This is a genomic window from Streptacidiphilus sp. PAMC 29251 (assembly GCF_054208735.2).
This window is the reverse complement of the sequence record NZ_CM135725.2, coordinates 10,029,438-10,051,604: the sequence shown is the minus strand read 5'-3', so window position 1 is coordinate 10,051,604 and position 22,167 is coordinate 10,029,438. Positions and strand designations below refer to the sequence as shown.

At 74.4% G+C, this 22,167-nt stretch carries 17 protein-coding genes and 1 pseudogene; 7 read left to right on the top strand and 11 right to left on the bottom strand.

Annotation, left to right across the window (positions count from 1 at the left end; all coding sequences use genetic code 11):
• Nucleotides 1-109: 109 nt before the first annotated feature.
• Both ACXKR8_RS47985 and ACXKR8_RS47980 read left to right on the top strand, forming a co-directional pair.
• Nucleotides 110-928 (top strand): helix-turn-helix domain-containing protein, encoded by an 819-nt coding sequence (locus ACXKR8_RS47985; protein WP_458270840.1) that lies wholly within the window; start codon nt 110-112, stop codon nt 926-928.
• A 26-nt stretch (nt 929-954) separates the two neighbouring features.
• Nucleotides 955-1,725: pseudogene (locus ACXKR8_RS47980) on the top strand (LuxR C-terminal-related transcriptional regulator); the annotation flags it as partial.
• Between the two features lie 96 nt (nt 1,726-1,821).
• On the opposite strand, the gene ACXKR8_RS47975 reads toward ACXKR8_RS47980, so the two are convergent.
• On the bottom strand, nt 1,822-2,391 hold the full coding sequence (locus ACXKR8_RS47975) for a hypothetical protein (RefSeq protein WP_462100181.1): 570 nt from the start codon (nt 2,389-2,391) through the stop codon (nt 1,822-1,824).
• Nucleotides 2,392-2,457: 66 nt separating this feature from the next.
• On the bottom strand, nt 2,458-3,099 hold the full coding sequence (locus ACXKR8_RS47970) for a hypothetical protein (protein ID WP_462100180.1): 642 nt from the start codon (nt 3,097-3,099) through the stop codon (nt 2,458-2,460).
• 134 nt (nt 3,100-3,233) lie between these two features.
• Between ACXKR8_RS47970 and ACXKR8_RS47965 the strand changes: the two genes are divergently transcribed.
• Complete coding sequence (locus tag ACXKR8_RS47965; protein WP_462100179.1) at nt 3,234-3,995, top strand: hypothetical protein; 762 nt, start codon at nt 3,234-3,236, stop codon at nt 3,993-3,995.
• On the opposite strand, the gene ACXKR8_RS47960 is transcribed toward ACXKR8_RS47965, so the two are convergent.
• The 9 genes from ACXKR8_RS47960 to ACXKR8_RS47920 form a co-directional block, all read right to left on the bottom strand.
• Nucleotides 3,897-4,880, bottom strand: coding sequence for a lantibiotic dehydratase C-terminal domain-containing protein (locus ACXKR8_RS47960; protein ID WP_458270838.1), 984 nt, complete (start codon nt 4,878-4,880; stop codon nt 3,897-3,899). The genes ACXKR8_RS47965 and ACXKR8_RS47960 overlap by 99 nt on opposite strands.
• On the bottom strand, nt 4,877-6,445 hold the full coding sequence (locus ACXKR8_RS47955) for a hypothetical protein (RefSeq protein ID WP_458270837.1): 1,569 nt from the start codon (nt 6,443-6,445) through the stop codon (nt 4,877-4,879). The genes ACXKR8_RS47960 and ACXKR8_RS47955 overlap by 4 nt, the downstream gene beginning before the upstream one ends.
• A gap of 28 nt (nt 6,446-6,473) precedes the next feature.
• Nucleotides 6,474-8,495 (bottom strand): TOMM precursor leader peptide-binding protein, encoded by a 2,022-nt coding sequence (locus tag ACXKR8_RS47950; protein ID WP_458270836.1) that lies wholly within the window; start codon nt 8,493-8,495, stop codon nt 6,474-6,476.
• Entirely contained in the window at nt 8,492-10,291 is a 1,800-nt protein-coding gene (locus ACXKR8_RS47945) for a hypothetical protein (protein WP_458270835.1), read from the bottom strand. The genes ACXKR8_RS47950 and ACXKR8_RS47945 overlap by 4 nt, the downstream gene beginning before the upstream one ends.
• The gene (locus ACXKR8_RS47940; RefSeq protein WP_458270834.1) at nt 10,288-12,843 is read right to left on the bottom strand and encodes a lantibiotic dehydratase; all 2,556 of its coding nucleotides are present in this window, start codon (nt 12,841-12,843) and stop codon (nt 10,288-10,290) included. Before ACXKR8_RS47940 ends, ACXKR8_RS47945 begins: the two co-directional genes overlap by 4 nt.
• Nucleotides 12,840-13,922 carry an LLM class flavin-dependent oxidoreductase gene (locus tag ACXKR8_RS47935; RefSeq protein WP_458270833.1) on the bottom strand — a complete coding sequence of 361 codons (1,083 nt, stop codon included), beginning with the start codon at nt 13,920-13,922 and terminating at the stop codon, nt 12,840-12,842. Before ACXKR8_RS47935 ends, ACXKR8_RS47940 begins: the two co-directional genes overlap by 4 nt.
• Nucleotides 13,923-13,985: 63 nt before the next feature.
• Nucleotides 13,986-15,065, bottom strand: coding sequence for a hypothetical protein (locus tag ACXKR8_RS47930; RefSeq protein WP_458270832.1), 1,080 nt, complete (start codon nt 15,063-15,065; stop codon nt 13,986-13,988).
• A 145-nt stretch (nt 15,066-15,210) separates the two neighbouring features.
• Nucleotides 15,211-15,426, bottom strand: a complete 216-nt coding sequence (locus ACXKR8_RS47925) for a thiopeptide-type bacteriocin (RefSeq protein ID WP_458270831.1) — start codon at nt 15,424-15,426, stop codon at nt 15,211-15,213.
• Nucleotides 15,427-15,514: 88 nt separating this feature from the next.
• The gene (locus tag ACXKR8_RS47920) at nt 15,515-15,727 is read right to left on the bottom strand and encodes a thiopeptide-type bacteriocin (RefSeq protein ID WP_458270830.1); all 213 of its coding nucleotides are present in this window, start codon (nt 15,725-15,727) and stop codon (nt 15,515-15,517) included.
• A 302-nt stretch (nt 15,728-16,029) separates the two neighbouring features.
• On the opposite strand from ACXKR8_RS47920, the gene ACXKR8_RS47915 reads away from it, so the two are divergent.
• From ACXKR8_RS47915 to ACXKR8_RS47900, 4 genes are all read left to right on the top strand, one after another.
• Nucleotides 16,030-17,049 (top strand): ATP-binding cassette domain-containing protein, encoded by a 1,020-nt coding sequence (locus ACXKR8_RS47915; protein WP_458270829.1) that lies wholly within the window; start codon nt 16,030-16,032, stop codon nt 17,047-17,049.
• Between the two features lie 48 nt (nt 17,050-17,097).
• A complete protein-coding gene (locus tag ACXKR8_RS47910; protein WP_462100178.1) occupies nt 17,098-19,251 on the top strand; it encodes an ABC transporter permease in 2,154 nt (717 codons plus the stop codon).
• Nucleotides 19,248-20,609, top strand: coding sequence for a M16 family metallopeptidase (locus ACXKR8_RS47905; RefSeq protein ID WP_458270826.1), 1,362 nt, complete (start codon nt 19,248-19,250; stop codon nt 20,607-20,609). The genes ACXKR8_RS47910 and ACXKR8_RS47905 overlap by 4 nt, the downstream gene beginning before the upstream one ends.
• Before the next feature lie 286 nt (nt 20,610-20,895).
• Nucleotides 20,896-22,149 (top strand): tetratricopeptide repeat protein, encoded by a 1,254-nt coding sequence (locus ACXKR8_RS47900; protein WP_458275263.1) that lies wholly within the window; start codon nt 20,896-20,898, stop codon nt 22,147-22,149.
• Nucleotides 22,150-22,167 lie beyond the last annotated feature (18 nt).

Below are 22,167 nucleotides of genomic sequence, written 5' to 3'. Positions count from 1 at the left end.
AGTAGGTAGACGGATTCGGTACTTCTACGGATGTGCGAACGACTCCCCTGGACGAGACTGGGCAGGTCGATCGCAAGCGGCTGCAGCTCTCGGACAGGGTCGGTCAACCATGGACAGAGATTTCGAAGGCACCGCCGCTCCCGCTGGAGATCCCGGCACCGAGGTGACCGAACTCCTGGCGGCCCTGTCGGAGCAGGCGGAGCGCTGGCAGACCGGCCTGGAGCTGGCCAGGTCGAGGATCAGGGCGCTGGCAGAGCGCGACGACCGGCAACCATGTCGGGGGCACGACGAATCCACCGTGCTGAATCGGAGCCAGGCCGCCCTGATGGTCAGCGAACTGCTGGTTCCGGGTGCGCACAAGGTCTCCTACGTCCGTCCCCCGGCCGCCTCGCTGCTGGACGGGAAGGAGACCCGCGCGGTGATCCTGGCCAATCCCCAGATCTCCGCCATGGAACTGGTGAGCCGGCCGAAGCGGATCCCGCGCGCGCTGCAGGGACAGCGCCGGATCTCGATCCGGGCCACCTGGACCGAGTTGCACGAGATCGCGATCGTCGACGACGCCGTGGCCTTCGTCCCTTCGCTGCGGGCGGACCGTTCCGTCGGGATCTCCGTCATCCAGCAGCCCTACGTGGTGCGGCAGTTGTCGCAGTTCTTCAAGGCGGCCTGGGCGCAGGCGGCGGGCGGGCCGGAGGGCCCCGCGGTCGGCGTCCACGCGGGGGCCGACATCAAGGAGCGGATCATCCAGATGCTCGCCGAAGGCGCGAAGGACGAGACCATGGCTCGCCGCCTGGGCATCTCGCTGCGCACCTGCCGCCGCCATGTCGCGGAGATCCTGGACGCGCTGGGCTCCACCAGTCGTTTCCAGGCCGGCGTCAGGGCAGCGATGCTGGGCACGCTCCCGGCGCACTCCCCCACCTCGACGATCTGAGGCGGATCCGGCCAACCGTTGAGCGTATGGTGCACAAATGTGCCCTACGTGGGCACCTGAACCCTATGCTCCAACCAGGCGACGCCTGTGCGCCGCTCGATCCCCGGCGCCGTGCTGCGGATCCGCCTGGGAGGGAGCCACCAGTGGTCGACGCGTACCGCGGCCCGCAGGGGCGAGGGGACGACGACGGCACGGCCGTGGCGCGGGACCGGAAGTTACGCCTGCCCGGACAGCCGCAGGCGGCAGTCCCCACCGCTCCGGCCGAACCGGCCGACCTCCTGGCCTCGCTGACTTCCCGTGAGCGGCAGGTCGCCGACCTGGTCGCCGCGGGTCTCACCAGCTCCGCGATCGCCCAGAGGCTCTGCCTCAGCCCGCGCACCGTCGAATCCCACCTCGCCAGGATCTACCGCAAGGCCGGTGTCTCCTCCCGCGCCGCGCTCGCCTCCGTCGTGACCCGCGGCGAAGCACCGCACGAGCGTTCCCCGACGGTCGACCGGGGGCCGGGCGGCGGCCGGCCTCCCCGGACCGGCCAGGGGCGCCGGCTGATCGGACGGGACCACGAGACCGAGGCCGCCACCGCGGCGCTGGCCGCCCTCGCCTCCGGGTCGGGCCGGGCGATCGCCCTGGTCGGCGAACCCGGCATCGGCAAGAGCTCGTTCCTGCACACGGCCACGGCGCTGGCCCGTGCCGCGGGCGTCCCGGTCCGCGCCGGGCGCGGCGGCCGAGCCGTCCCGACCGGACCCGACGCCGGCCTCCCGGTCGTGCACGTGCTCGACGACCTGCACGACCTCGCCGCCGGAAACGCCGAAAGCATCGCGGACATCGAGCGACTGATCGAGTCCACCGCCACCGGCCCGGTCCTGTGCTTCCTCGCCTACCGGCAGCGCCAGCTCTCACCCGCGCTCGCGGCCCTGCTCTCCCGCGCCGCCTCCGCCGGGCTGCTGGAGGTGTGGAACCTCGGCCCGCTCTCCCTGGCCCAGACCCGCGAGCTCATCGGCGACCACCCGGATCTGGACGCGGTGCACCGCGCGGCCAAGGGCAACCCCCAGTACCTCCAGGTGCTGGCCGCCGAGGACGAGGCGGTGCTCGACGCCGGCACCGCGATCCTCGGTGAGCTGGCCGGTCTCGACCCCACCCTGCTGACCGTGGTCCAGGCCGCAGCGGTGCTCGGCGACCAGTTCCGCCCGGACCTGCTGGCCGCCGTGGCCGGCCTGGAGCGGCCGGACGCCATGGCCGCCGTGGACGCGCTCACCCGCCTGGACCTGGTCCGCCCCGCGCAGTCGGCTCCCCACCTGTCGCTGCGTCACCCGGCGATCGGCAAGGTCGTGTACGAGCGCCTGGAACCCGGCCGCCGCGCCGCCCTGCACCGCCGCGCCGAGGCCGAGCTCGCCGGACGCGCGGCGCCGATCGCCGAGCGGGCCCACCACATCGCCCAGGCCGCCGACCCGAACCGCCCCGAGCACGCCACCACCTTGATCGCCGCAGCCCGCGGCCTGCTCTACTCCTCCCCCGCCGTCGCCACCGGCCATCTACAGGTCGCGCTGTCGCTGCTCCAGGAAGGCGGGCCGCACTGGTACGAGGCGCAGGTGCTGCTGGTCCGCAGCCGTCTGCTGACCGGGGACGCCTCGGAGGGCCGCGCCCTGCTCGGAGCGTTGCGGTCGGCCCTGGCCGGCGAACCGCCGGACGAGTCGACGGCGCTCGCCGACTCCATCCGGATCGAACGCTTTCTGGGCCGCTACACCGAGGCCGGCGCCATCGCCCGGTCCGGACTCGCCGCGCTGACCGACGAGGGCTCCGCCACCGCCGCGGCACTGCACCTGGAACTGGCCGACTACTCCTACGACGTGCAGGACTACCGGACGTCGCGCCACCACGCCGAGACGGCGGCCATCCTGTCGCACCGGCACCGCGACCGGCTCGGCGAGGCCAACGCCCTGGGCAAGGAGGCCCTCAGCCATCTGTTCACCGGCGACCAGGACACAGCACTGGCGACGACCGCGAGCGCCGCCGAACTCATCGACGCGGTCGACGACGCGACCCTGGTGACCAACCTGGACGCAGCCCTTCAACTGGGCATCACCGAAGGGATGCTGGGACGGCTGGCCGACGCCGAACGCCACCTCGCGCGCGGCGCGGCACTGTCCGGCCGCACCGGGCAGACCTACATCCATCCGCAGATCCTGACCGTGCTGGCCAACGCCCAGCTGCGTTCGGGCCGACTGCAAGCCGCACTGGCCACGCTGGACGAGGCCGACCCCACGTCAGCCGGATCGGCCACCCGGCCACCGAGGCCATTCTCACCAACGTGCGGGCCGAGGCCCTGTTCTGGCGCGACCGCCCCGGCGACCTGGAGCACGCCACCGCGATGGCCGAACGCGCCGTCGCCGCCACCGGCGGAGCGCACACGGCCTGGGCGGTCGCCGTGTGCTGCTTCAACGCCGAGTTCGTCCTGCACACCGGTGACCCGGCCCGCGCCCGGCTGCTGCTGCTGGACGCCGCGGGAGGCAGCGAGCTGCCGCGGCTCACGGCCTGGCGCAGACCCCGCTGGTGCGACACCCTGGCCCAGGCCGCGGCCGAGGCGGGCGACCTCGCCTCGGTCGAGCACTGGGCCCGCCTGGCCGAGGTGTGCCTGGAGCAGCTCCCCTCAGCGGGCCGTCGGGGCTTCGCCCTGCGGGCCCGCATGCGCGCGCACGCCGGCCGCGGGGACACCGACCTCGCGTTGCGCAGCGCCCAGGACGCGATCACGGCGTTCTCCGCCGGCGGCGAGCGCCTCGAACTGGGCCGCACCCTCGTCACGGCGGCCGCACTGGCCCTGGACGCGGGCCGGACCGGCGCGGTCGGCGGCTGGCTGGACCGGGCCGCGCTGCTGGCCGACCGCTGCGGCGCGGCGCGCATGGCCGCCGACGTCACCGCCCTGCGCGCCCGGCTCACCCGGCTCGCCACCCCGCACCGGTCCCCCCGGGCCCGTTCACCCGAGCGGGCCGAGCAGAGCCAGCAGCAGCTGCGCCAGGTGGGCCTCGCGTCCGGCACCGACGCCCAGCCGATTGGCCGTCATATGGACGTGTGAACCGAAGATCCCCATCGCGCGGGCCGGGCCCAGTTCGGTGGTCCAGGTCTGCAGCCCGGACTTGAGCGGATCGGTCCAGGAGGCCCAGCACGGATCGCCCCCGTGCAAGGTCGCACGCAGCCGGGGGCCGAGCACGGAAAGGGCGGAGACCTGCTTCGCGGCGTCCTCGACCAGCTGCCGGCGGCTCTCGGCCGCTGCCCCGGCCGGGGCGTCCGCAGGCTGTGCCCAGTCCAGCCAGAGATCCCGCTGGACCGTCAGAAAGCGCACCTGGGCGGCCGTCGCCGGCTCTCCGTCCTGGACGGAGAGGACGGAGAGGGCCGCGGCGGTCGCCTCCAGGCCCGAGACGAGTCCGTGCCGGACGCCGGCCCGGGCCAGGCACACCCGCAGGGCGACCTGGCTGGAGCGGTGGAACAGCTGCTCGGACCGGCCGATGAGCTGCCGGCCGCCATAGCGCGCGTACTCGGGTTCGTAGGCCGTGCGGTGCAGGCCCGGCGCGAGCAGGTCACCGGCCGGCAGCGGGTTCCCGGCCTCGCCCGCGGCCGCCAGCGGCCGCACGGCGCGCCGATAGCCCTCCTGGTCGATCCGCTGCGCGCCGGGCACGGCCGCGTCCAGGGTGCGCAGCCGCCGCGCCAGCTCCGATTCGACCGACGCCGCCTCGGCCTCGGTCAGCCCGCCCAGGCGCAGCCGCAGATGCGGGCCGCCCTGCCAGTAGCGCAGGAAGAACCAGGGCGGACCGTCCGCTTCCAGCAGCCCGAGCCGGTCGGCCAGCGGGCCGACCGCCTCGGTGAGCACGGTCTCCAGGGCGCCCGGCGCGAAGGTGGCGACGTGCAGCTGCCAGCTGCGCCACCGGGTGCCGCGGAGCGCCGCCGCCTGCTGCGCGCTCATGCCCGCAGGTCCAGCATCGGTTCGGCGAACCGCGAGCGTCCGCAGGTGACGCTGAACACCGGGAGCACGTCCCGGGGCAGCCCCATGATCTGCTGCATCCGGAACTCCTCGAAGGAGCGGGCCGGTCGGGCGAACAGGCCGTGCGCGGCGGCAGCGGCCGTCAGACCGTGGGTGGTCCAACCGCACCACAGCTGCAGCAGCGACCAGCCGGCCGGCCCGAACTCCTCCAGAACGGCGTCCAGGTCCGCGGAGAACACCCACATCGCGGTGGCATGGCGCAGTCCGCAGTCCATGCCGGGGGTCAACGGATAGCTGAAGCTGTCCTGCAGCGTCTGCATCAGTCCCGGGTCCTCCTGCTCCGGTTCCAGCACCCCCTTGTCCACCCGGTAGCGGCCGGTGGGCAGACCGGCCAGGCGCTGCAGCGCGACGGTGGTGCGGACCCGGCTGCCGACGGCCTGGAGCAGGGGTCCAGGCGCGGGCTGACTGCTCCAGGCCAGCAGGTCCTCCAGGCAGTCGGCGCCCAGCGTGGCCGGCCTGGCGGAGAACCCGGTGACGGTCGCCGGAACCCTCCCGGCGGACCGGTTCCACAGGGCCTCGGCCCAACTGGGCCGGACCGCGGCGGCGTCACGGTCCGACAGGTCCGGCACACCGCGCGTCGGCCCGGCCGGGGCGGCGCTCAGGCCGAGCAGCCCGGCCGTGGTCACGGCGGCCTCCACCAGGGACTCATGGCCCGATTCGCGGATCAGCCGGGCGTCCTCCTCCCGGTAGCGGGCCCCGTCCGGGTCCGCGCCTCCGGGCAGCGGGCGGCGCACGGCCGGCGGGCCGACGCCCTCCAGCGTCAGCACCAGCGGCGGGGACCAGGAGCCGGGGTCGGCGCGGGCCACCAGCCGCTCGGCCGCCGACACGTCGGCGGCGTCCAGCCGCAGGCGGATCCGGACGTCGAACAGGTCCGCCGCGATGTGCAGGCTGCGCAGGTTGATGCCCAGCTCGAGCAGGCTCAGCGCACACCGCAGCTGACCGTAGGGGGTGGGCAGGTCCGGGTAGCGGGCGGCCAGCAGCACGGTCACCTCGCCCGCGGCCGGGAGCAGGGCGGCCGGATCGGCGCCTGGGGTGGCTTCGACGCCTTCGGCGCCTTCGGTGACGGAGTCCTGGAGGTCGACCAGCGCGTGCCGGTAGACGTCCAGGTAGCCGATCGACCCGTCCGGCGCGAGGACGAAGGCATGGACCGGGAACTTGCTGCGGACCGAGGCGATCGCCCGGTGGTCGTTGAAGCGGTTGGACGGCTCCCGCCGCTGCAGGCCGAGGGCGCTGACCAGGAGATGCCCTAGCCGCTCCCCGGCCGGCAGCGCCTGGGAGGCGGGCAGCGCCGGGGTCTGCGGGTAGCGGGCCCCCGCCAGCAGCCGGTGGGTCCCCGACGGCAGCACCCGTCCCGCCGCACCCCGGGCCGCGGCCGGGGGCAGCGTGGACGTCGTCGGCACGGTGTCGTCCACCTGGGGCTGCTGGTTCAGCCTGCCCCGCCAGGGCCCCTGGAGATACGCGAACAGGCGGACATCGGCTGTGGTCATCGGTGCTTTCCTTCCTCGGCGGCGCGACTCACGGGAACGGGTGGGGATCGAACGGGAAGTCCTCGTCCCGCGGGGGCGTGCCGTGCGCGTCGGTCAGTGCCCGGACCAGCCGGGGCAGGCCGGACAGCCGCTGCTCCGCCTGCCCGAAGCACATCGGCAGGATGCCGGGGACCACGGCCTTGACCGCGCACAGCCCGGCCGCGGTGTGCTCGGGCGTGGACTGGTCGACGATGACGATCCGGTCCAGACCCGCCGTCCGGAAGAGCCCCGCGACGAAGCGCAGCGCCTCGGTGACGTCTCCCTTCGCGGCGTCGGTGAAGACGCCGGGCCAGCCGGGAAACGCCTCGGCGAAGCTCAGGACCGGGCCGCCCAGCGCCTTCCTGATCCGGGGCAGCTGCTCCGGGTAGGTGTAGCGCTTGTGGTGGTCGAACAGGTCGTCGACCAGCCAGGGGTCGGCCACCACCGGACGAAACGCGTCGATGTCCCAGTGCAGCCCGGAGCCGATGAGCTGGGCCACCTCCCACAGCGCGGCCTTGGCGGCCTGCGCCGGGTCGGCCCCGGATCCGGCCGAGCTGAAGCTGGTCGGCATGGTGCCGTCCCGGCGCAGGGCCATGGCCCAGATCACCGGGACCCCGAGGTCCGCGGTGGCGGCCAGCAGGTGCACGTCGTAGCCCTGGTCCTCGATCTGCCGGACCAGCAGCCGGCATTCGCGGTCGGTGACGTCCGCGGGGTCGATCCGGGGCAGCGGCAGGCCGCGGAACCAGGAGATCAGGAAGGCGTCCCGCTCGGCCAGTTCCAGCAGCGCGTGCAGCGCGGCCTCCTCGTAACTGCCGCCCAGGGCGCTGCCGCTGGAGGACTCGTGCAGGAACTGGCTCCGGCGGGACTGTTCCGGCGCGTGCGAGGCGACCGGGTAGCTGTACTGGTAGAAGCCGATCTCGGCGGGGACCAGCAGCGGTTCACCGTTGTCCAGCCGATGGCCCCAGACCCAGTCCATCGGGGTGTCGTCGTCGAAGGGCCGCAGCCGGCTCAGCGGCGATGCCAGTTGCTCGGCGGTGTAGTGCCCGAACCCGGCCAGGTCCATCGCCCGGTCGCCGAGTTCGCGTGCGGTGGCGTCGAAGACGATCGGGGCGACCTGCGGGTACCCGCCACTGCGCTCGAACGCCTCCAGGCAGCCCACGGCCTCGGCATGACGGAAGGTCGACCCGCGGCCGTGGCCCGCGAAGCGTGCGCCGAGCAGCAGGAACTCGGCCATGGCCGTGGTGGCGTGCCCGTCGCGCTGGACCCGGAGCACCGGTCCGAACCGCGGGTCGACCAGCGCCGCACGCATCCGGTCGGGGTCCAGGCCGAAGGGCGGCAGGCCCCGGTCGGGTATCGCCGCACCGGTGGGGCGCGGAATCAGGGGCCGGGGGGCGGGGGGCTCGGTCGGCAGGCCGGCCCGCCGCGCGGTGCCGCCCCCGCACACCGCGCAGCGGGAGCTGGGGGCGACCCGGTGCCTGCGCAGGACGCCGTGGGGAGCGAGCGACAGCAGGTCGCCGGGGGCGAGCAGCAGTGCCTCCTGCTGCCGGAGCAGCTCGGCGAGGAGCTCCGCCGCAGCCAACGGCAGGACGCGGGGGCTGCCCTGGGCCCCCCGCCTCGCGGGCGGGACGGCGGGCTCGGCGCGGTCGACCGCGCCGGCCGGGGTGCGGGGGCCGGGTCGGGACGGGTTCTGGGCGCGTTCCGGGGTCAGCCGGTCGGCGTCCCGGACCTGTGCGCAGCCGGCGCAGCCCGAGCCCCCGTCGGGCGACCACAGCGGCCCGACCAGGATCTCGTCCGAGGTCGCGCGGACCGACAGCAGGGACCGGCCCTGCTCGCGGGCGATCCGCAGGGCCGACCGCTCCCAGTCGGCGTGGTAGCCGCCGGAGACCGCGACCAGCGGTCCGTCCGGTCGCCTGGACCAGGGCAGGTCCAGCAGGGCCGGTGGGGCGTCGGGCCCTGGCAGCACCGCGTCCGCCGCGGTCTGTCGGGTGCTGGGACGCTCAGTGCTGGGGCGCCCGGTGATCGCGGGGGTCATCCGAGGGCCACCCATCCGCAGGTCAGCGGCAGTTCGCCGAGCGCCTCGTCGCGGACCAGCTGCCGGGCCCGCAGGCGCAGCCCGCGGTCGCCGGTGTGGTCGAGCAGTTGGCGCAGGCACGCGCGGATCTGGCGCTCCGGGGCGACCTCCAGCGACCAGGTCCCGACCGGGTCCACAGGCAGCACCGGCGCCTGGGGCGCGGTCTCCTCGGCCGCGCGGAACTGGGCCCGGGCCGTGGCGGCGAACAGTGCCGCGTAGCCCGCCGACATCGGGGACGGCCCCCACTCGGCGGCCAGGACCTCACCGCTTTCCTCGTGGACGGCCTGCACCAGCCGCCAGTCCAGACCGGGCACCGTGTGCAGGCGCAGCACGGCGGGAGCACCGAAGAAGTCCCCCAGCAGGCTCCAGGCCGAGCGGACCGCGTGGTTGTCCAGCGTCTCCCAGCTCAGCGGGTCGCCGGTGGAGTGGGTTAGCAGTTCCTGTCCGACGCCGCGCAGCAGTCCGTCGGCCAGCCAGTGGGCCAGGGTCAGGCCGGCGGCGGGCAGGCCGTCGCCGCCGTCCGGGGCCGGCTGCTCGGCCACGGAGCGGCGGAGCACCGCGAGTACCGCGGTCAGGCCTGCCACGGCGCGGTTGCCGCCCCATCCCAGGAACGCCGGGCCCGCAGCGGGTCCTGGGGCTGCGCCGACCGGTCGGGCCACCTGCTCGGCGGTGACCAGGCTGACCGGCAGTTGCGGCAGGTCGAGGTCGCGGCCCCAGCGGGCCAGACCGGTCCATCGAGCGGTGAGCGGAGCCGCGAGGCGGTGCACCTGCTGCGGATCGGCGGCTTCGTCCGCCGGGTCGGCGTCGGTGGCTGAGGTGTCGGCTGCGGCGGGAGCGGCCTCCGGGGGCGCGGTCAGCGCCTCGTCGGCGTCGACCTGCCGCCAGACCGGTCGGCCCCCTGCGTCCGGCAGCGGCACCGGCCTGGTCTGTGCGGCGTGCCCGTACACCACCAGGGCACGGGCCGGTGCCTCATCGGTCCCGGCCAGCCGGGCCAGCACGGCCTGCGCGGCCAGGGAGCCGGCCAGCACCGCGCTGATCGGACGCACCGCGGGGGACTCGGACCCCGATCGCTGCCAGTCCGCCACCCGGGCCCGCAGTGCCTGGAAGGAGCGCAGTTCCTGCGGACTCCCGCAGACCGGCCCCACCAGGGCGAAGCCGGCCTCGGCCGCCACCGGCAGCACCGGGGTGCCCGGCGGGAGCGCGGCGGCGGCGGCGAGCAGGTCCAACCGGTCCTCGCAGTCGTCGACCAGCAGCACCAGGGTCGGCGGGGCCGACTCCGCTGCCCCGTAAGGGACGTGAGGATCCGTCACCTCCCCGATGCCGTGGGCGGTCAGCCCGCGTCGGCCGGACTCGGCCGCGGGCCCTCGGCCCGCGACCGCCACCCGGGCCGAGCGCACCGCGGCGAAGGCCCGGTACGGCTCGGCGCAGTGCGTCTCCAGGTAGGCCAGCAGTTCCAGGTGGTCGCGCACGGCCTGCTGGTCCGGCAGCGGACCCTGCACCGCGTCCAGGTCGATCAGCACGTCCTGGGCGACCAGGGCGCGCACCACGTGTTCCACCACCGGTCGGGCGGCCTCGTCGCCGACAGCGGCCACCATGGCGTCCACGCTGGTGCCGTCGAGAAGCGCGTCCAGCTGGTCGTCGACCAGCGAGTACAGGGCCGGGGGCCCGGACAGCACGAACGAGCGCTCCCCGCGCACCCAGTAGACCCCACGCGACACCGGCGCGCAGTGCGCGTCCGGCCGGAGCTTCACCCTCATGACGTCCCCCGTTGGAATCTGGCCCCGGCGGGGCGGTCGAACTCGATGACCCATTCGACGGCGTGGCGGCCCTGGCGCACCCCGGGCAGCGCCTCCTCCACATAGCTGCCGGGACCGCGGCGCTCCAGCAGCCTCGGCAGCACCCGGACCGCGAGCGCGCTGGCCAGGTCGACGTACTGCGGTTTCTGCCGCCGCCGATTGGCCAGGTGACTGCGGGCGACCTCGTCATGGGTGCCGAAGCCCTGGTCCAGGTCCGTCTTGACCAGCACCTCCTCCGGCACGCCGTGCACGGCCCGCCAGGTGGTCAGGTCGAGCAGGTGGCGGGCCGGTCCCTCGGGTCCGGCGGCGGACGGGAAGTCGGTCCCCGGATACCAGCGGCGTCGTTGCAGCACGACCTGGCCCACCGTCAGCCGGGGCGCCGACCTGGTCCGCTCCGCGGGCGCGGCGCCCGGCGCCGGGGCCTGCTCCCAGCCGAAGGACTCCAGCAGCACCCGGCCGGGCTCGGCCAGCCACATGGCCAGCCGCAGCGGCGCCGGGAACAGTTCCAGCCAGCGCATCCCCAGCGAAACCGGCCGGATCCGGACGCCGTCCGCGTCCAGGAGCACCAGCTCGTCCAGGGCCGGGTCGTGGGCCAGCCGGATCCCGAGCCAGTCCTCGGGCGCGACGGTCCGGTCCAGCAGCGGAATGCGGTAGTTGATGTTGACCCCGTGCAGCCCGCGGTCCTCGCACGGCTCGGCTCCGCCGCTGGAGAACAGGGCGGTGGCGCGCCGGGCCACCGAGTCGGCGGCCCTCCCGCCGAGGTCCCGGTCCGTGCCGAGGAAGCGTGCGCCGAGCAGTCCATGGCCGGCGTAGCAGCCGTTGAGCACCAGTCGGCCGCCGACCGGCTGCACCAGCATCGCGTACGAGGAGGCCGAGCGGCGGAACCGCTCCGGCAGCGAGGCGGTCAGTTGGGCCAACAGGCCCGACTCCAGGGTCAGTTCCTCGGCCTGCGGCTGCCGGGCGGCGAGAGCGGCGATCCGCTCGGCGACCGCGGCCACCGCGCTCTCCCGCACTTTCAGCAGCTGGGCCAGCGACCCGTCCGGTGGACCGAAGTCGTCGGCGGCGCCGTGGGAGATCCGGGTCTCCCGGCTCAGCACCCCGTTCACCAGGTCCGCGGCGTGGTCCACCAGCGGCACCGAGGCGCCACTGCCGAACCGGTCCACGAACAGGGTGCACGCGAGGGCCCGGAGCTCGTGGTGGCGGTCGAAGAGCGAGGCGAACTCGGTGACCTCGGCCAGGTCGTCCAGGGCGGGCCGGTAGCCGGCGGCGGAGACCTCGAAGGGGTCGAGGACGAAGTCCTCGTTGACGGCCAGCCGGACCGGTCTCGAGCTGAGGGTGTTCATTCGCTGCTGCGCCGACTGCAGCCGGTGCAGCAGGGCGACCCGCTCCGGCACGGTGGCGGTGGCGAGCCGGCCGAGTTCGGCGGACACGGTCGCCAGTTCCTCGGCCGCGTCGGGCGCGCGGTCGCGCAGCAGGTCCCGGGCCGCCGCCAGCGGATCGTCCGCCTGCTCGTCCAGCAGCGGTCCCGGCAGCAGGATCTGGGCCTGGACTGCTCCCTGCACGATCCGGTCGCCCTCGGGTCCGGGGACGTCGAGCCGCTCCGCGAGGGCGCGGCCCAGGGTCCCGGCCGCGACCGGCCCCATCGAGCACAGGGCGAGCAGGAACCGCAGCTGGGCGGTCATCGGGGCGGAGAGCACCCGGATCTGCCCGGCGTCACGGTGCCGGAACCGCACCGTGGCCTGGCTGGTGCGCAGCGAGGGGTTCAGCGTCAGCGTGGTCTCCGCCGACACCTGATCAGTGCCTCCCTGCTCCGCCATCAGGCCGCTGACCAGGGCGGAGACCATCACCCGGTCCGCGGAGAGGACCGGATGAGCACTGCGGCGCCGGAACGGGACCCGGTCCAGGGCCGTGCCCTGGTCCGACCAGGAGGCGAAGCCGACCGCGGTCAGCCGCGAGAGCGGCGAGGTGCGCACCACGGCCCGGTTCCAGTGCTGCAGGATGCCCCGCTCCGACTTGCGGTCCTGCTTGGACGGGTTCCCGGCGGAGCGCGCGTAGCGGCGCACCGCGTCCAGCACCTGGGGCGAGGTCAGCGCCAGCGCCAGCTGGAACTGCTCGGCCGCGACCGACTCGGCCAGACCGGCCCGTTCCTGCGCCAGGCAGGTGTCGTATCCGGTGGTCAGCACACTGCGGGCGAGATCGCCGCGGCTCCGCGCCTGGAGCCAGGCGCTGGTCGCCGGGGGCCAGTCGCGGCTGTCGGCGGACGGGCCGGGCGCGCGGTGGTTGTGGACCGCCCGCTTCAGTCCGAGGATCTGCTGCCGCTCCCGGCCGGTCGTGCCGGCCGCGAGGTCGAACAGCTCGGCGCAGGCGGCGTCGCCGAGCCCGGCGCAGAGCCGCTCGGTCTCGAAGAGCGCGCGCATGGCCGAGACCAGTTCCGGCGTCCCCAGCCGACGGCCGGGCAGCGGGTTGATCCGGACCATGAGGGTGTCCGCGAGGCCTCCCGGGTCGGCGGTCACCGCGCCGACCCGCTCAGCGCCGGCGCCGGTTCCTCGGCGAACGCGGGCGCCACCGAGGAGGTGAAGGCGTCCAGGCTGCGCCGGGCGTCGGCGCCGCCCAGGCCGCCGAAGTCGGTCTGCAGCAGCAGCACGTCCGCGCGTACCCGCTCCTGGAAGCGGCCGATCCGGTCGACCGCCTGCGCGGGCGAGCCGACCACGGCGCTGCCGAAGACCCGCATGTCCTTGGCGGTCATGGCGCCGATGCTGTGTCCCGACCCGGTGTAGTTCACGTAGTCCGTCGACACGGTGGACTCCCAACTGGCGAGGGCCGAGGACCAGACCTCCAGGTACCGGGTCAGATACGGGTCGGCGATGCGGTTGGCCTCCTGGTCGGTGTCCGCGACCAGGACCGGCAGGCTGGCGGCGACCCGGGGCTGCCGGTCCGGGTGGTGGCGCAGGAAGGACTCGCGGTACAGGTCCACCAGCGAGGCGTCGAAGGAGGTCCCGGAGGGGGTGATCAGCAGGCCGTGCCCCAGCTCGCCGATCCGGACGAAGCTCGCCGGGGTCTGCACCGCGGCGATCCAGAACGGCGGCCGGGGCCGCTGCACCGGCCGGGGCAGCACCGTGGCGTCGCGGAAGGCGAAGAACGGGGTGTCCTCGTCCACGTGCTCCTCGGTGAGCAGCCGGTCGACGGCGTGGATCGTCGCCTCGAAACGGGCCCGGCTGCCGTCCATCGGCACCTGGAAGGCGCTGAACTCGTAGGGCAGGTAGGCCCGGGCGAAGCCCACCTCGACCCGCCCGCCGCTGATGGCGTCCACCATGGAGATGTGCGAGGCGAGTTGCACCGGGTGGTGGAAGACCGGAAGCACACAGCCGGTCATCAGCCGGATCCGGGCGGTCTGCGCGGCGACCGCGGCCAGGAAGGTGAGCGGGCTGGGACAGTAGCCGCCGTAGGGGTGCAGGTAGTGCTCGGTCATCTTGACGTAGTCGAAGCCGGCCTGCTCACCCTCCCGGCACAGGGCCAGGACGTCGGTGTAGTAGTCGGACGGCGGTCGTGTGTCCGGGGAGCAGTCGGGCAGGAAGGACAGGCCGAAGCGCACGGTTCCTCACAAGGGTTGTGTTCGCGGGGAGTTCGGTCGGACGCGGATGCGGCGGGGCAGCCGTCAGACGGAGGCGCCGAGGGTCCCGGCCTGCAGCCTGCTGATCCGCTCCATGCGCTGGGACCAGTCCTCACCGAGGAGTTCGTCGGCCGCGCTGCTGATGCCGAAGCAGAGGTAGTACCGCTGGAGGGGGGTGACGCCGAGGCAGCTGAGAGCGCTGTAGAGCACGTTCAGCAGCATCCGGTGGCCGATGTGCCAGTAGGGCTGCCGCCTGGCCAGCCCCGCCAGCCGGGCGGCCCGGTGGAACGGGCTGGGGACACCGTTCTCCAGCGGTGGCTGCGCCAGCTGCGACACGGCCAGCGACTCCTCGTCCACGCCGCCCGCGGCGGCCAGGGCGGTCGCCGTGCCGTAGCAGGAGTGCAGCGCCTCGTTCCAGGAGCGCAGCAGCGGCAGTTCCCCGTCGCCGCCGCCCTCCGGGTCGGACAGGGCCGCGGCGAACAGGGCGCGGTCCTGCTCGAACCGCTCGGTGAAGGCGGTGCGCAGGTCGGCGGTGCCGCCGGTGGCGGACCAGATCCCCTCGGTGTGGGACCGCAGCGGAAGAGTGCCGATGCCGATGCCGTACGGGTGCGCGCGGGCGCAGAGCGCCAGGACCCGGGCGGCGTGCGGCAGCAGGGCGGTCGGCGGCAGGGCCGCGCTGCCGAGCAGGGGACCCAGCAGCCGTCCGGCCAACTGGTCCCGGGCGCCCAGCAGTTCCTCGCTCCAGTGGTCGGGTGCCGGGGCCGGCCCGGTGCTGCTGAAGCCCTGCGGGTGCAACGGCAGGTAGGGCGCGGGAACACCCTCCCAGCGGGCCAGTTGCTCCGCCCGGGCGAGATAGGCGTGCTCCTCCGGTGGGGCCGCGCCCAGCGACGAGGCGACCCGGCCGGCCGCGGCGGCGAAGCCGTCCAGGCTCACCGGCACCGACAGCAGGGGCCGCACGGTGACCACCAGATGGGTCCCGTGCAGCCACCCGCGCCGTACGTGGACCAGGGGCACGCCCTCGGTCCTCAGTTCCCGGATCGGCTCCGCGAGCAGTCGCAGCAGCAGCCGGGGGTCGGTCGAGTAGTCGTAGACATGAGCAGCCTGACCCGGTCCAAGTCGATACATGGTGTCTCCAGGTGTGACGCGGGATCCCGCTGCCCGTGAACCGGAGCGGAATCGCGCAGAAGGCCGGTCCGGCACCGCCGGACGAAGGGGTGACGCGGCCTCAGGGCCTCGGGCGTCAGCGGCCGGCCGTGCGGCCGGCCCGGGATCAACAGCAGCAGCAGCAGGTCGAGGACGAGGAGGAGCAGCAGTAGTTGTTGTCCTGCGACGTCGACTCGCCGATCAGGTCGTCCATGTCCTCGACGTAGTTCGACCCGGGGGCGATGGTGACCGAGGAGGCGCCCATCTCGGGCACCGCCACCGCGTCGGTGGCGTCCAGCACCACCAGCTCGGTCAGGTCGAACATCGCGAAGTCCACGCTCATCGGCGGACTCCTTTCCTTGGAGGTTGCCCAGGAGGGCGGGAGAAGGGCCTCGGACGTCAGTGGCCGGCCGTGCGGCCGGTCCCCGGGATCAGCAGCAGCAGCAGGTCGAGGACGAGGAGGAGCAGCAGTAGGTGCTGTCCTGCGTCGTCGACTCGCCGATCAGGTCGTCCATGTCCTCGACGTAGCTCGACACGGGCCCGAAGACGGCCGAGGAGGCGCCCATCTCGGGCACCGCCACCGCGTCGGTGGCGTCCAGTACGACCAGCTCGGTCAGGTCGAACATGGCGAAGTCCACGCTCATCGGAGGAGTCCTTTCGTTGGAGGTTGCCCAGGAGGGCGGGAGAGCCCCGTGCTCAGTGGGTTCCACCGGCCGGGGCGATCAGCATTCTGTGGCGCGGATCAGGTCGGCTTCAAGGTCCCGCCGCCTGCAGCAAGCTGCACCGGCGAACAGCGGCCCCACCAGGGGAGATGGCAGCTTGCTGCAGCGGCGGCGGGAAACCGGCCGAAGGGGTGGACGGTGGGCGCGCGACCCACCCAAGGTGTCAGCACCGCGGCTCCGAAGAGGACCGCCACCGCACCCGGAACGCCGCCGAGGAGCCAGAGATGATCAGGACACACGGACTCACCCGCAGCTTCAGGAGCCGCACCGGAGTGGTGGAGGCAGTACGCGGCATCGAGTTCGAGGTCGGCGCCGGGGAGATCGTCGGCTTCCTCGGGCCCAACGGCGCGGGCAAGACCACCACGGTCCGGATGCTGTCCACGCTGCTCGCCCCGACCGGCGGCACCGCCGAGGTGGCCGGGTTCGACGTGGTGGCCGACCGCGACCGGGTCCGCACCAGGATCGGCCTGGTCAGCCAGGCCGGCGGCACCGGCAGCGACCACCGGGCCGGCGACGAACTGCGCACCCAGGCCCAGTTGTACGGGATGAACCGGGCCCAGGCCGCGGAGCGGGCCCGGTCCCTGTTCGAGGAGTTCCGACTCACCGATCTGGAGCGGCGCCAGGTGCGCACCCTGTCCGGCGGCCAGCGCCGTCGGCTGGACATCGCGATGGGCCTGGTCCACCGGCCGCAGGTGCTGTTCCTCGACGAACCCACGGCGGGCCTCGACCCCCAGGCGCGGGCGGACCTGTGGGAGCACGTGCGCGCCCTGCGCGAGGAGCAGGGCATGACCCTGCTGCTCACCACGCACTACCTGGAGGAGGCCGACCTGCTCTGCGACCGGGTGCTGGTCATCGACGGCGGCCTGGTGGTCGCGGCCGACACGCCGGAGGCCCTGAAGAGCGCGGTCGGCGGAGACCTGGTGGTGCTCGCCACCGAACAGCCGGGCGAGGCGGCCCGGAGCATCGCCCGGATGTTCCCCGGCGCCGACCTCGACACCCGGCCCGGCTCGGTGCAGTTCCACCTCCGCGACGCGCAGTCCCACCTGCCGGAACTCCTGCGCGGGCTGGACCTGGCCGGCGTGCGGCTGGCCTCGGTCGCGGTCACCCGGCCGAGCCTGGACGACGTCTTCCTCGGCCTCACCGGCCGCTCCCTGGACGAGAAGCCGGACGCCGAACGGGCCGCCGAACGGGCCGTGCCGGCAGCGGCCGAGCCCGTCCCGGAGCCCGACTCCCTGGTCGGCTGACCACCCGGCCCGGATCCCCACGCCCGCCATCGACCCTGGAGCACCGCGGTGAAGACCCTCCACGACACGCGCGTCATCTTTCTGCGCAGCATGCGCTACACCCTGAGCAACCCCGCCTGGGTGGTGCTCGGCCTGGCCCAACCCCTGCTCTACCTGGTGCTGTTCGGGCCACTGCTGCACAGCCTCTCGGCGGTCCCCGGATTCGGCAGCGGAAACTCCTGGCGGGTCTTCGTCCCCGGCCTGCTGATCCAGCAGGGCATCCTCGGCTGCCTGTACGCGGGGTACGGCATCCTCGCCGAGGCCCGCTCCGGAGTCCTCGACCGGCTCAAGGTGACCCCGGCCAGCCCGCTCGGGCTGCTGCTGGGGCGGCTGCTCAGAGATGTGGTGGTGCTGCTGGTCCAGGCCATGGTGCTGGTCCTCGGCGCCTACGCCGCCGGGCTGGACGCGTCGGTCGGCGGCGTCCTGGTGGCACTCCTGGTGGTCTTCCTGCTGGGGATCGGGATATCCGCGTTCTCCTACGGAATGGCCCTGCGGATCCGCAGCGAGGAGGCGTTCGGCTCGATCCTCAGCGGCATCACCCTGCCGCTGATGCTGCTCTCCGGCGTGCTGCTGCCGATGACCCTCGCCCCGGCCTGGCTGGCCGACCTGGCCAAGGCCAATCCGCTCTCGCACGTGGTGACCACCGAACGCGCGCTCTTCGCCGGGGAACCTGACCGGAGGCACCACCCTGCTCGGCGCGGCGCTCACCGCCGTGATCCTGCTGCTCGGGTCGGTGTACGGCCTGCGCGCCCTGCGCGCCGAGAGCTGAGGGCCGCCCGGATGCCCGCGTCCGCGGTCCGCGCGCAGCGACCGGCCAGCGACGGTCACACCGGCGGTCACACCGACGAACTCCACCGCGGCCGCCTCGGCAACGGCCTGCGGCTGCTGGTGGCGCCCGACCGGAGCGCCCCGGTGGTGTCCGTCGCGGTGATGTACGACGTCGGCAACAGGTCCGAGCCCGAGGGCCGCGAGGGCTTCGCGCACCTCTTCGAGCACATGATGTTCCAGGGCAGCGCCAACCTGGAGAAGCTCGCCCACGCCCGGCACGTCAACGCCTGCGGCGGCAGCTTCAACGGCACCACCCACCGCGACCACACCGGCTACTACCAGGTGCTGCCCTCGGCGGCGCTGGAACTGGCGCTGTTCCTGGAGGCGGACCGGATGCGGGCGCCCCGGTTCACCGAGGCCAACCTGGCCAACCAGGTCGCCGTGGTGGAACAGGAGTTCCGCCGCAAGATCCTCGACAATCCGCTCGGCGGGCTGCCCAGTCCCCGCCTCACCGAGGTGATGTTCGACGACTTCGCCAACGCCCACGACGGCTGGGGCGCGGTGGAACGGCTGCGGACGGTGACCGTCGCCGAGTGCTGGGACTTCTTCGAGGAGTTCTACGCTCCGGCGAACGCCCTGCTGGTGGTGTGCGGGGACACCGACCCCCGGACCGTGCGGGAGCTGACCGAACGTCACTTCGGCACGATCCCGGGCGGCACCGCTCCCCCGCGTCGGCGCGGACCCGCGCCCGACACCTCCCGGCCCGCCGAGCAGCGACCGCGCGACGACCGCCACCGCGAGCACCACCACCCCGGCGCCGCCCTGCCGGTGCTGGCGGTCGGCTGGACCCTGCCGGCCGCGGCCGGCACCGGCAACGGCTACCAGGCCGCCCTGCTGCTGGCCAAGGTGCTGGCGGACGGGCCCGACTCCGTGCTGCAACGGAATCTGGTCCAGCGGGACGGCGCCGCCTCGCACCTGTTCACCACGGCCGGCCTGGGCGGCACCCCCTTCGGGAGCCGCGACCCGGACGTGCTGGCGCTGATCGCCATGCTGCACGCCGGAACCGACCCGCGCGCCGTACTCGACACCGTCCACCGGGAACTCGACCTCCTCGCCGCCCGCGGCCCCGACCCCGAGCTGCTGGCACGCTGCGCCGCCACCTGGGCCACCTCATGGGCCCGGGCCCTCGACCCGCTGGGCACCCGGGTGCAGCGGCTCGGCGCCTTCGAGCTGCTGCACGGCCGGGCCGAACTCGCCCGCGAGCTGCCCGCCCGGGTCCGCGGGACCACCGTCGCGGAGGTCGCCGAGGCGGCAGCCGCGCTGGCCGGGCAGCCGCGGCGCTGGGTGACCGTCCTGCCGGAAGCCGCGGACCGACCGACCGGAGCCGACCGATGAGCACCCGAAGCGCCGGACCGGTGCCACCGCTGGCACCCCTGCTGCCGCCCGTTCCGGCCCGCATGTCGACGGCGGGCCTCGTCGCGCCGGGCTCCATCGTCGAGCACACCACCCCCGGCGGGCTGCGCATCGTCGCGGTACGCCGTCCCTCGGTCCCGGTGGTGGAGCTGCGGCTCGCCGTCCCCTTCGGCAGCGAGGACCCCGACCATGCCGCCACGGCCGAAGTACTGGCCGCGGTCCTGCTCGGCAGTACCGCCCGACGCGACCGGAGCGGTCTCGCCGCCGCGCTCGGCCTGGCGGGCGGCTCGCTGAGAGCCGTGGTCACCCCCAGCCTGCTGACCGTCCAGGGCGCGGTCGCCGCCGACGGGCTCGCCTCGACGCTGGCGATCCTCGGCGAGGTGCTCGCCGAGCCGCGACGAACCGAGGACGAGGTGCTGACCGGCCGGACCAGACTGGGCCACCGGTTGCGGGCCTACCGGGCCCAGCCCGACACGGCCGCCCGGGAGCACCTGCTCGACCACTGCTTCCCCGGTCATCCGCTGGCCCGCGAAGTGCCCCGGCCCGAGCAGGTCGCCGAGGTCCAGGCCGCGCGGGTGGCCGCCCTGCACGCGGGCGCGCTGGTACCCCGCGGCTCCCGGCTGATCCTGGTGGGAGACCTGGACCCGGTCGCCGCGGTCGCCCTCGGCGAGCACGCGCTGGAGGGCTGGACCGGACCGCGCCCCGCCGCCGCCATGCCGGCGCTGCCGGTTCCGCGGCCCGGAGTGGCGGTGCGCGGCCGCTCCGGCGGCCGACAGGTGCTGATCCGGCTACTGGCCCCGACACCGGACGCCAGGGAAGCGCACTATCCGGCCGTGCGCCTGGCCAACCTGGTCCTGGGCGCCTCCTTCGGCTCCCGTCTCATCGAACGGCTCCGTGAGCGGGACGGCCTGACCTACCGTGTCTTCAGCTCGATGGCCGACCACCCGGGTCGCGGTCTGCAGATTCTGGACCTGGACACCAGTCCCGCGCAGCTCGGCGCCGCGCTGGCCGCGGTCCGGGAGGAGCTGGACCGGTTCGCCGGCGAGGCCCCTCCCACCGGCGAGGAGATCGCCGCCGCCCGGGGCTATGCCATCGGCTCACTCGCGGTCCTGTCCGCCGCCCAGAACGGCATCGCCAACCTGCTGCACCAGTTGCCCCCGGCGGCGGACCACGCCGACTGGCTTTCCGGGCAGTCCGAACGGATCGGAGGAACCGGCGACGGCGACGTCCGCGCTGCCGCGGCCGGGATGGCGTCCGCCTGCTTCAGCGGAGTCGTCCTGACGGCGCCGACGCTGACCGACCAGGCCGCCGGAGAAGTGGAGGCCGCCGGTTTCCGCTGACCACGGCAACGGTGTTGACGCGGACCCCGTGCAGGGGCTTCGCTCGGACCGGCGCCCGGGACGGCGGGTGACCGCAGTGGGCGACAGCGGGGGGAAACCGTGCGGGAGCCGTTGTGGGACAAGCTGGGCAAGGCGGTCGACAGCGTCCGCGAGAGCGTGCAGGACATCCGCCGTGAGATGAACGACCCGTACAACCCGGAGCTGCCGCCCTTCCTGGCGTTCCGCGCCGGCTTGCGCTGCCACCGGGCCGGGGACCTGGACGGCGCGCGCCGCGTACGGCCACGCGATCGACGGCGGCGACGCCACCTACGCCCCGGTGGCGGCGCTCAACCTGGGCACGCTGCTCCGCACCGAGGGCGACCCGGACGGCGCCCGGGCCGCCTACCAGGTCGCCGTCGACTCCGGTCACCGGACCCACGCTCCGGCGGCGGCCCTCCAGCTGGGCAAACTGCTGAAGGACCGCGGGGACCGCGACGGCGCCCGAGCGGCATTCCAGCGGGCCGCGGACTCGCCGGACCCGGAGCAGGCCGCACAGGCGGCGTTCCTGCTCGGCGCCGTGCTCAGCAAAACCGGCGACACCGAGAAGGCCCGCGCCGCGTGGCAGCAGGCGGTCGACTCCGGCGACCCCGAGTGGGCACCGCGGGCCGCCAACGACCTCGGCGCGCTGCTGGCCCGCAGCGACGACCTGAACGGCGCGCGGGCCGCCTACCAGGTCGCCATCGACTCCCGGCACAAGGACATCGTCCCCGTGGCCGCCCGCAATCTGGGGGTGGCCCTGGAGGCCGCGGGCGACCCGGTCGGGGCGGAATCCGCCTACCGGCTCGCCATCGACTCCCACCACCGCGACCAGGCACCCAAGGCCACGGACAACCTGGCCGGCCTGCTCCAGACCAAGGGCGACCTCGACGGCGCCCGCGCCGCCTACCGCCTGGCCGCACAGTCCGGCCACACCGACGTCGCCCCGATGGCCTGGGCCAACCTCGGCCTGCTGCTCCGGGAGGAGGGGGACCTGACGGGTGCTCGGACCGCGCTCCAACGCGCCGACGACTCCGGCCACCGGAGCCACGCCCCCCGCGCGGCCTTCTACCTCGGGATACTGCACGCAGAGATGGGCGACGCCGCCGGTGCGCAGGCCGCCTACCAGCGCGCCGTCGACTCCGGACACCAGGAGTACGCCCCCAGGGCGGCCCTCAACCTCGCCGTCCAGCGCAAGGAGGCCGGAGACCTGGACGGCGCTCGCGCGGCCCGCCAGGTAGCGATCGACTCCCACCACCCCGTGTACGCGCCCAAAGGAGCACAGCGCCAGGGACGCGCCCTGAAAGAGGCCGGCGACCTACCGGGCGCGCAGGCCGCCTTCGAGACGGTCTGCGGCTACCCCGACAGCGCCCAGGCCCCCTTCGCCGCGTTCGAGCTCGGCCTCCTGCGGCAACAGGCGGGCGACATCGAAGGCGCGCGCGCCGCGTACCAGCGCGCTGTCGACTCCCAGCACGTCACCCAAGCCGCCCGGGCCGCACAGGCCCTCAGGCACCTCAACCCCTGACCGGGCCTATTGACAGCA